General features: G+C 57.9%; 13 protein-coding genes. All 13 read right to left on the bottom strand.

Translation table 11 applies throughout. The features are described from left to right. The coding region (locus Q0526_RS06060) for a hypothetical protein (protein WP_298731593.1) at positions 1–1,165 on the bottom strand (1,165 nt) is incomplete at its 3' end. A 12-nt stretch (positions 1,166–1,177) separates the two neighbouring features. Next, positions 1,178–1,555 carry a hypothetical protein gene (locus Q0526_RS06065; protein ID WP_298731596.1) on the bottom strand — a complete coding sequence of 126 codons (378 nt, stop codon included), beginning with the start codon at positions 1,553–1,555 and terminating at the stop codon, positions 1,178–1,180. After that, positions 1,555–4,281, bottom strand: a complete 2,727-nt coding sequence (locus tag Q0526_RS06070) for a hypothetical protein (RefSeq protein ID WP_298731598.1) — start codon at positions 4,279–4,281, stop codon at positions 1,555–1,557. The genes Q0526_RS06065 and Q0526_RS06070 overlap by 1 nt, the downstream gene beginning before the upstream one ends. Then, positions 4,282–4,839 (bottom strand): Gp15 family bacteriophage protein, encoded by a 558-nt coding sequence (locus Q0526_RS06075; protein ID WP_298731600.1) that lies wholly within the window; start codon positions 4,837–4,839, stop codon positions 4,282–4,284. It abuts the gene before it with no gap. Next, the gene (locus Q0526_RS06080) at positions 4,836–5,327 is read right to left on the bottom strand and encodes a hypothetical protein (protein ID WP_298731602.1); all 492 of its coding nucleotides are present in this window, start codon (positions 5,325–5,327) and stop codon (positions 4,836–4,838) included. Before Q0526_RS06080 ends, Q0526_RS06075 begins: the two co-directional genes overlap by 4 nt. Positions 5,328–5,440: 113 nt before the next feature. Next, the gene (locus Q0526_RS06085) at positions 5,441–6,181 is read right to left on the bottom strand and encodes a BRO family protein (protein WP_298731604.1); all 741 of its coding nucleotides are present in this window, start codon (positions 6,179–6,181) and stop codon (positions 5,441–5,443) included. Next, on the bottom strand, positions 6,174–6,341 hold the full coding sequence (locus Q0526_RS06090; protein ID WP_298731606.1) for a hypothetical protein: 168 nt from the start codon (positions 6,339–6,341) through the stop codon (positions 6,174–6,176). Before Q0526_RS06090 ends, Q0526_RS06085 begins: the two co-directional genes overlap by 8 nt. Beyond that, complete coding sequence (locus tag Q0526_RS06095; protein WP_298731608.1) at positions 6,338–6,559, bottom strand: hypothetical protein; 222 nt, start codon at positions 6,557–6,559, stop codon at positions 6,338–6,340. The genes Q0526_RS06090 and Q0526_RS06095 overlap by 4 nt, the downstream gene beginning before the upstream one ends. A 121-nt stretch (positions 6,560–6,680) precedes the next feature. Next, complete coding sequence (locus Q0526_RS18785; RefSeq protein WP_366522038.1) at positions 6,681–6,860, bottom strand: ribbon-helix-helix domain-containing protein; 180 nt, start codon at positions 6,858–6,860, stop codon at positions 6,681–6,683. Between the two features lie 208 nt (positions 6,861–7,068). After that, positions 7,069–7,242 (bottom strand): hypothetical protein, encoded by a 174-nt coding sequence (locus tag Q0526_RS06100; protein ID WP_298731610.1) that lies wholly within the window; start codon positions 7,240–7,242, stop codon positions 7,069–7,071. Positions 7,243–7,352: 110 nt separating this feature from the next. Beyond that, positions 7,353–7,889, bottom strand: a complete 537-nt coding sequence (locus Q0526_RS06105; RefSeq protein WP_298731612.1) for a hypothetical protein — start codon at positions 7,887–7,889, stop codon at positions 7,353–7,355. 4 nt (positions 7,890–7,893) lie between these two features. After that, positions 7,894–8,307, bottom strand: coding sequence for a hypothetical protein (locus Q0526_RS06110; protein WP_298731614.1), 414 nt, complete (start codon positions 8,305–8,307; stop codon positions 7,894–7,896). After that, a complete protein-coding gene (locus Q0526_RS06115; protein WP_298731616.1) occupies positions 8,304–8,759 on the bottom strand; it encodes a minor capsid protein in 456 nt (151 codons plus the stop codon). The genes Q0526_RS06110 and Q0526_RS06115 overlap by 4 nt, the downstream gene beginning before the upstream one ends. Positions 8,760–8,862 lie beyond the last annotated feature (103 nt).

Raw genomic sequence — 8,862 nt, forward strand, 5'->3', positions numbered from 1 at the left:
CGTCCACGCTGGTCTGGATTTCCAGCACCTTGCCCTGCAAGTTCTGCCATTTCTGATTATTGACAGCCGAGGTCCCGTCCCTCCGGGCATTCCCGGTGCTCTCCAGCGTGACTTTCTGCCCGCTGATGGTCCGCTGCATGATGTATGCCTGCATCGTGCGGCCGTAGGCGTCGGTAACGGTGATGATCTCACCCGGTGCGGGGGAATCGGCATCCAGCGGGATAGCCACCTGCAGCGGCGTGTAGGTCACGCCCTGCATCTGCTCAAAGATGGCCTGTGCCACCGGGCGCAGCGCATCGGCGGTCTGGGTCGCCAGCAGCAGATTGCCCTGCAGCCCCAAGGCGTTTGTGGCGGTCTCGTCGGTCGGATAGATCACACCCACATCGTCGTCGCTCTGCCGGATCTGCACCTTGTCGATGGGGGCGGTGGTGTAATCCTCATAGGACAGCGTGCCGGAGTAGTAACCCACCTGTGGCTGCGCAAAGGTCCAGATCTCGCCGTCCGCCGTCGCCAGCAGCTGGCCGGACAGGTCCAGCGCCGTCCATTCCTCCCCCTCACTCGGCCCGATGCCGGACCGGGCGTGCCCAACATACCAGGCAAATTCCAGCTGCCCCGACGGGGTCATCCGCGCAAAGCGGCACATGGCCTGCGCGGCCCACTGGATGATCTGGCAGCCGGTCAGGTCGTCCGTATAAAACGCCGGTACGCTGTAGCCGGTGTTGACCTGTGCTTCCAGGTTGCCCGGCACGATCTCCACGCCGCACTCCGCGCAGACGGCCTGCACCAGCGCCTTGACCGTCATGGGGAAGGCCCCCTGCTGCTCCCGCAGCCAGGGCGAAAGGTCCTTGTCCAGCAGCGTCATACGGTCGTAGGCCGTCACCTTGAGGACGTTGGCGCTGGCCTTCACCGGCTTCTCGGCCAGAAACACGCCCACAGACGCCTGCGCGCGGCTCTCTGCGTCTATGCGCACCAGCGTGATCTCGGTGCCCTGGGTGCTGGTCAGGCCGTTCTGCGGGGCCCACAGTTCGATCTCGGCGCAGGCCGCGCAGGCGGCCCCCGGGCAGAGGTCGGTTTCGTCGTTGACCTGCTCGGTGAGCTGCACGCTGCGGATGACGCTGCTGTCCAGCGCGGTGCCGTCCGGCAGCGTGATCTTATGCAGGAACATCGGCTCACCCCCTTAACACTGAATGATGTTGAATTTGTAGTTGCGCCACTCGCCGGTGATCTTGCTCTTCCAGGCGGCGCTGAACTGGGAGCGATAGGCGGTGCAGGTCTCGGTGGCGTCGCTGTCCCCGAACTTCGGGTGCGTGAAGGTGAACTCCGCCTTGCCCGCAAACAGGCTTTCCATGTAGGCCAGTTCGGCGTCGGTCAAGTGGGCGTATTCAAACCCCCAGGTCCCCACGCCCTGACGCACCATGATGCGGTGCATCACGCCATCCTCGGTACGGCCGCTGTCGCTGGCGTCCAGGTCGGAAAAGGAAAAACTGGCGTCGGTGTCCGGGGCCAGCATGGGCTGGCCGTCGATCTGGTAGCAGTCCGTTTTCGCTCTGGCCATTATGCCCTCCCTGTGATGATTGATTGCTTGCTGTTGTACCGGGCCACCGCCTGGCCGATCACGGCGTCCCCGATGTGGATGCCGTACACGGCTTCCAGGATCTGCCGCAGCACGGCGATGACCTGTTCCAGTGCGGCCAGGTTGCCGTCCTGGTAGTCCTGCATGACAGCAGCCACCGCCTGCTGGATGGTCGCCAGCGGCGCTTCCACGTTGGTGCCGTGGCTCTGGTCGCCCAACACGGCCATAAACTCCCGGTTGGGCGGGATGACCGCGCCCTGGGCCAAATACGGGATCTGCGGGGCGGTGATGGTGCCGAAATTGAAGCCCAGCGTGCTGCCGCCGATACCCGGCACCCAGTCGGGCACCGTAAAGGACAGGGTGTTCAGCATACTGCCGACACGGTTCAGCGCGTTCACAATGGCCTGGATCATCCCGTTGATGAATCCAATGATGCCGTTAATCGCGTTTTTAATGGTGCCGGTGATCCGCTCCCAAACGACCGTCACGGTGCTGGAGATTGCATCCCACGCCGCGTCCCAATCCCCACGGAATACCGCGGACAGGAAATCCAGAAAACCCTTAAAAGTCAGAATGGCTGCGTCGATCATATCGGAAATGAACCCGATTACGTTTTCGACTACTCCGGCGACGGAGTTGAATACATCCGTGAATATGGGACCGAAGGTGGCGACCAGCCAGTTGATGACCGGGGCCAGAACATTATTCCAGAGATCCAGCGCAGCCGTCCCCATTGCTGCAAACATAGCTACCACATCATCCCACAGCTTTTTCAGGTGCTCGTTCCACAGCTTTTGCACCAGCGCGATCAGGTTCGCAACGATGGGTTCGATGATGGTATAGTATATCGTGCTAAAAATGGCTTCCACGTTTCGGAATGCAGCAATCACGCCATCCATCAAAGGCTGTCCGTATTCATTCCATGCCTTAGCTATACCGTCCATCATGCCCTGCCAAATCAACAGTACCGTGTCCAATGCAGGACGCAGTAACTTGTTGATGGCATCTGTAACGATGCCACAGGCCCATACAAAGAAATCGGCAAACACCTGAATGGCAGTGGAGATCACGCCGCCCACGATGGGCGCAAATGCCTGGGAAAAGGCGTTGATGATCCCCGGTGCCCAGGTGCCAACCAGATACCCCAGCAACGGTTGCAGTGCGTTGGTCCACAGGCCGCTGGCGGCCGCCTGAATCTGTGGCCACACGGCCAAAGCCGTGGCCTTGATCTGTTCCCATGCCGCGCTCCATGCCGCGATACTGGGGGAGAGCGCCGCTTTGAAAGCATCCCAAAAGGATTTGACCATGCCCAACAGGCTGCTGAATCCTGCCCCTGTCTGGTCCACAAAGTCATAGTTTGGACCGGCAGAACCGCCCCCGCCGGAAGTCTCCTCCTGCGGGGCATCCAAGCGTGTGATCTCGTCAATGCCTGCCAGGCTATGTGTAGCCTTTTCCGTTTCCTTGGCGGCGTTACCTGCTGCACTGCCATAGCTGTTCATTGCCTTGGCGCTCGTTTTCATAGCCGACAGGCTCTTGCCGGTCAGCATGGAAATAAAGCGGGCCAGGTAGCTCAGGGCGGTGGCCAGCAGATTGATGATGTAAGCCAAAGCGTTGCCCAGTGCGTCGATCAGTGGGGCGGCTGCCACGCTGGCGGCCCCCTGCAGGTTGCGCAGGGCCTGCCCGAAAGCACTGGTAGACTGCAATGCGCTGCCGATCCAGCCGACCAGCGCACTCAGCCCGGAGGAAATAATATTGAACAGCAAAGCCCCGGACACAATCTCACGCATCCGGCTTCCGAACCGGGACATGGCTTTGCTGGCCGTATTTATTCGTCCGGCTGGATTTTGCCCAACATTTGCAGGGGTGGTCCCATTGGCTAAAGCACGGCGTTTGGCTGCCACTTCTTCACGGGCTGCCCGTTCCTCGGCGGCTTTGGCCGCCCGGTCCTGTGCAGCGATTTCTTTCTGCGTCGCCTGTACCACAGCCTCGGCATGTTTTACCGGGTCGGTTTCCACCCCCAGCATCTTGTTTTGCCGTGCCTGCGCCTTGGAAGCGGCCTGCATAACGGCGGCTTCCTGTTTGGCAAAGTAGGCCTGCATGGCATCGTCGCCGGATTTGAATGCATCCATGCTTTTTTGGAGCGCGTTTTTCTCCCGCTCTTTTACAATCAGGCTGTCCAGCAATTCAGACTGCTTTTCTACCGCATCACTTTCTTTTTTCAGCTGCTCTGACAAACGCTGCCTTTGGATGCCAAGAGAAGTCGCAAGGCGCTGCTGCTCCTCATATTTCCGATTCATGTTTTCCAGCGCAGGGGTCAACTTGTCCAGTTGTGCCTGCAGCGCTGCGGCCTGCGAAGTCTCAGCCGGAAAGTTGCGCTCCACCCAACCGGCGGCCTGCGCCATAGCAGTGTCGGCTGACATTCCAGGTGTGGAGTGCATCAACGCATCCGCTTTTTTCTTGGTCATTTCCCACAGCTGCGCGTTGATGGATTCCAACTGCTTCTCGGTGGATTTTGCTTGCTGTTCGGTGCTTTTTAAGTCCTTATACAGCGTCAGGTGTTTTTGGCTGGTTTTTGCAATCTCCTTGTCCAGCGCGCTGATCTGCTGGGCGGTGCTCTTGGCCTTGGCCTGCAGGGCCTTCAGGTCTGCTTCCGCGCCTTTGTTGTTGATGCGGGTGTCGATGATGATCGACCCGTCCGCCTGCGGCATTTACGTCACCCCCAACCGCCTGAAAAATTCCTCTTCTTCCGCCGTCATCCGGCCGGCTGTGCTGCCGATCAGGTCGGCGTTCTCCCGGGCAAAGGCCGCTTCGGCCTTGTCCAGCTTTTTCCCCTTTGCCCGCTTGTTACGGATGTTGACGACCTGGGCAAAAATCCCTTCGCCAATGTTCTGGAACGCGCCGATGAAGTCCCACCAGTGCAGGTATTCACACCGGCGGCAGCTGTAACCCAGCACCTTGTCCACGGCCGGGGCGATCAGCTGCACGTCGGTGTCCCAGTGCACCAGTTCGGGGCGGTGGGGCTGGTGCTCCGGCACCGGCTGCCCCAGGTTGATAAAGACCATGGCCTGCCGCAGCGCCTCGTTGGCGTCAGGCAGGTGCTGCCAGTCCGGGTAAAATATCTGCAAAAAGGCCAGGCAGCGGGCCTGCTCCGGCAGGGCGCTGTCGTTCAGCGCCGCCAGCGCGTCCAGCACGGCACGGAAGTCACTGCGCACCGCGAACTGCTGCCCGCCCACCTCCAGCTCGGTGGGCAGTTCCCAGCCTGTCACGGCTGGGCGGAGGGCACTGCCGTCTGGCCGGGGGTCAGCCCTTTCGTGGTGCCCTGGTAGGGCGCGGTGTGGCCCGCCATGCGCTGCTGCGCCTTTTTGGCGGCGGACTTGAGCGCCTTTTCGATCACGGGGGCTACCCCTTCCAGCACGTTCTCCAGCACCGTGTGGCCGTTGGTCGTCAGGGCAAAGGCAGAGTATCCACCAAAAAACGCCTGGCTGACCGGCGCGCCGAAAGCGTAGTCGAACGCCTGCTTGATGGCGTCGCTGGCTTCCATCAGTACCGGCCACTGGTCGATTTCCGGCACGCCGGAAGCCTGCATTTCATTGATCCGCTGCCGGTAGCTTTCGATCTTGGTTTCGGCCTGCTGCCAGCGGCCCGCAAAGCCGGGGTCGGCGGGGTTGAAGCGGACGGTCCCGGTCACGGTGCCGTCCGGGTCTTTGATCTCATAGGTCTTGACGCCAAGGTCAAGGACGATCTGTTCAGGCATAATAATTTACCTCACTTATTTCTATCCATGCTCCCGTAGGGGGGAGAGGCCGCTGAAAAAGGGTATAGAAAACCCCCGTTCATATTTCAGAACGAGGGTTACGGATATAAAATTTAAGCTACTTTAAGGTACAGCAAACGGAATGTTTCGCGGCCCTTGGGAGTAATCAAAGTTTGTGTTCCGGCCCAGCCGGTTTTCTCGTTGACCTGTTCTTTGATTTCAAACAGGCCGCTATTTTTCTCGGCGTAGGGCATCAACTTACCGCGTTTGTCACGGTAGATGTATTTCTTATCCAAAAGAAATTGAATGAATACTTTCTCTTTGACGCCCAGCTGTTTTGCGGTCTCACGAAAATTGGTCAGAAGGTTGCGGTCTACCAACTCGTCGAAGTAGTCTGCTTTTGGCGCCATGATTTGGTTCGTGACAGTCAACTCGGCAATACGTTTTTCACGGTCTGCCAATGTCTGCTGTGCTACCATCAAGGCTTTGGCCATCAGTTCTTCGGGCGACAGTTCGTTTTGCCCGTTGAGGTATCCGCCATGTTTGCGGATGCTGGGGATGACCTCTGAAGTGATCCATCGCTTGAACTTCCGCGCGGTCGGCAGCTTGCTGGACAACACCAGACTGTACAGGCCGCTTTCGTTGATGATGGTCATGCCTCTGGCTTGACCTGACCCGTCAAAATTACGGGTCAGCTTGTCCTCATCATCGACATGGCGGCGCAAGGCTTGATCTGTATCAGCGTACCCCAGCGCCCCGGCCACGTCCTTGCCGACGAACCAAGGCTCGTCGTTGATCTCCAGTCCGCGGATTCCCCCAAACTCGGCATTGTTGAAAATTTGCAATTCATTCATGGCTGGCGGCCTCCTTTCCAGCAGAGAATCCTTCTTTGTATGCTTCGTTTTTTACATCAACGATGAGACGCATTATGCGTTTGGTCACATCGTCAGCATGGGCACCAGTGCTGGCTTCATAAGCCCGAATGTAAGTATCTGAATCGATGGGATACTTCATTTTGCGGCCCCCTTTCTGCGGGCGCGCTCTTCGCGCACACCGCTGATACGGCCCGCGGCGAATACATCGGCCACAAAGGTGTAGAAGTTGACGGCATCCCGTTTGATAGGGTGGGCAGAATACAGGTCGGCGATATGCGCGGCCCATTCCAGTTCAGCAGGGGAACGGTGCTGGCGGTATTTGACGGCTTCCCGAGGGGTACAAAGAATTTGGTTCATGGTAAAAACTCCTTATCTCTTGTAAGGAGCCGCCGAATCTGATATAATAAATTTCAGATAGGGTAACTCCTGTCGGTTTAATAAGGCTTCGCCCGGTGATTGGTAGTCGGTGGGCGGGGCCTTATTTCTTTTCGTGCCTTTCCAAAAATTCCAAAACCGCCTCACGCACCGTATTCGCACGCTGTTTGTTTTCCCTTTTACAATATTCATCCAAACGTGCAAGTTCTTTATCATCCATGCGTGTACTAATTTGGTGCTGCTTGGGACTTTCGGACTTTGGTCTACCAGTTCTCGGAGACATTATATTCACCTCACTTTTTGAACTCCGATAACTGCATTATAATTTTTGAACCTCAAAAAGTCAACCCCTTTTCTAAAATATATCAGATTCAGGTCTCCTCATTGCTTGTAAGAAGTCCCCCACCATGGTATAATAGATTTACCAGAGGGCGACTTCTGGTGTTGGATAGCGAATTGGTAACTTTCTCAGGGTGGCCAGTTCGCTATTTTTATTGTTCCAACTTTTTTTCAAGAAGTTTAACACCCTCGTTTATGACTTCGGTTTTGCTTGCCTGCATTTTTTGCGCACACTTTTCTAACCGCTGGGCTTCTTCTGGTGTCAAACGAATTTCAAGGCGTTCAGTCTTCTTGTTTTGAGTTGGGCGTCCGGTTCTGGGGCTCATGTCATCACCTCACTTTTGCCCGTACATATACGCTAACATATGCCCGTACAAAAGTCAAGCCCTTTTCAAAAACTATTTCAATCAGCCGCCACTGCCATGGGAACGCCTCCTTATTCAGTTCCATCCTTTGTAAAGGTGGGAACGCCTTCTGCGATCGTCACCGTGCCCAGATCCATATCGTTGGACAGGTACACCGTCAGCGGCATGCCCACATAGCTGGAACCGCCCAGACTGGTGGGGACGATGGTGCTGTTTTTGTGCACTTCGGCGGTGAAAGGCCCGGTGGTGGCCGTGCCCAGGTAACAGTGGACCACCAGCACATCAAAGGTGCCCAGTTCGCTCAGGGCCTTGCGCCGCTCGATGTCCAGCAGCTTTTCGCTCAGCTTGTTGCCGCCCCGGATGGTGTTGGGGTCCAGCTCCTGCGCCGGTTTGGCAGGGGAAACATCCGTGTCGGACATCCCCAGAATGTCGGTGGTCTGGTTGGTGTCGTGATTGTATTCGATGCTGGAATCCTCCACGCCGCGGCCCATGATTTCCCATTCGTAGTCAGGGCCGCCGGCCGTACCGACATTGGCAAAAGTCATCAGCAACTTTCGGTCGGCCTTTTGGCCGGATGCCAGGTTGATCGTGGTAGAAGAACTTGCCATTTTGTCATACCTCCTCAAGGTACAGTTTGATTTGCAGTTGATAGCGGGCAGCGTTGGCGTCTGCCTGGGTGACGATCCCCGCATTGGATGCCTGTATTTGCGTGACCGTATACCCGCTTATGGCAGGGTAATTGTGCGCCCGCTCCTGGCCGCGCACCCAGGCGGACAGGTTAGCGAAAAAGTCTGCCGCGCTCAGGTTGGGGGCCAGGGCAGCGCCGAAGGGAAGCTGCGCCACAAAGGTCAGGTCGTATTCCGCGATATCAAATCCCAGAATATCTTCCCGGTGCTTTTCCCCGGCACTGCGCAGGGCGTACTCGGTACCTTCTGCGCCCAGATAGTTGGCATTGAATCGGTCATGTCTGTCGATCAGCGGGCATTCCTCCCGCAGCCATTTGCGTGTGGCATCCAGAACATTCATACTTTCGCTTTCCCTCCTGCGGCGGCTGCCGCTTCCCGCACCACATCTTCCCGGTGTTCGGCCATGGCGCGGGTGAACCAGTAGGCGCCCCGTTCTGGCGCACCGCTGTAGGTCAGCGGGCGGCCCGTGGGGTGCTTTTTCTGGCCTTTGGGTGAACGGAATCCGGCCAGCTCCCCGCTTTCAAAGATGGGAAAGTTGGGGCCATAAATCTCGCCGTAGTAAAGATAGCGGGCGTAGGGCGTGGCATACACCAGCAGCCCGTCACCCACGGCGGACGCCATCGGCCCGCTTTCTTTCAGCTTGCCGGTGTCCATGGGCACCTTTGGGTCGCAGTAGCGCAGCACCGCCTCGTCCACGACCTTCTGCACCTTCCCGCCGGGGGTCAGGCCGCGTTTTTCCAACGCCGCCTGCAGGTCGTCCAGCTCCAGCCGCGCGTCAAAGTGAATCGTCATTTCAGTTCGCCTCGATGTACCAGTGCGGGGCGGGGCGGCCCCGGTTGTCGTGTACGTCCAGCACGGTGGCCGTCACGTCCCCACAGGTGATCTTATCCCCGCG

The organism is uncultured Subdoligranulum sp. (assembly GCF_937890665.1).

Excerpts from the sequence above, each read along its gene's own strand:
- Q0526_RS06065 (WP_298731596.1), bottom strand. The coding sequence starts at position 1,555 with ATGGCCAGAGCGAAAACGGACTGCTACCAGATCGACGGCCAGCCCATG.
- Q0526_RS06070 (WP_298731598.1), bottom strand. The coding sequence starts at position 4,281 with ATGCCGCAGGCGGACGGGTCGATCATCATCGACACCCGCATCAACAAC.
- Q0526_RS06080 (WP_298731602.1), bottom strand. The coding sequence starts at position 5,327 with ATGCCTGAACAGATCGTCCTTGACCTTGGCGTCAAGACCTATGAGATC.
- Q0526_RS06085 (WP_298731604.1), bottom strand. The coding sequence starts at position 6,181 with ATGAATGAATTGCAAATTTTCAACAATGCCGAGTTTGGGGGAATCCGC.
- Q0526_RS06090 (WP_298731606.1), bottom strand. The coding sequence starts at position 6,341 with ATGAAGTATCCCATCGATTCAGATACTTACATTCGGGCTTATGAAGCC.
- Q0526_RS06095 (WP_298731608.1), bottom strand. The coding sequence starts at position 6,559 with ATGAACCAAATTCTTTGTACCCCTCGGGAAGCCGTCAAATACCGCCAG.
- Q0526_RS18785 (WP_366522038.1), bottom strand. The coding sequence starts at position 6,860 with ATGTCTCCGAGAACTGGTAGACCAAAGTCCGAAAGTCCCAAGCAGCAC.
- Q0526_RS06100 (WP_298731610.1), bottom strand. The coding sequence starts at position 7,242 with ATGAGCCCCAGAACCGGACGCCCAACTCAAAACAAGAAGACTGAACGC.
- Q0526_RS06105 (WP_298731612.1), bottom strand. The coding sequence starts at position 7,889 with ATGGCAAGTTCTTCTACCACGATCAACCTGGCATCCGGCCAAAAGGCC.
- Q0526_RS06110 (WP_298731614.1), bottom strand. The coding sequence starts at position 8,307 with ATGAATGTTCTGGATGCCACACGCAAATGGCTGCGGGAGGAATGCCCG.
- Q0526_RS06115 (WP_298731616.1), bottom strand. The coding sequence starts at position 8,759 with ATGACGATTCACTTTGACGCGCGGCTGGAGCTGGACGACCTGCAGGCG.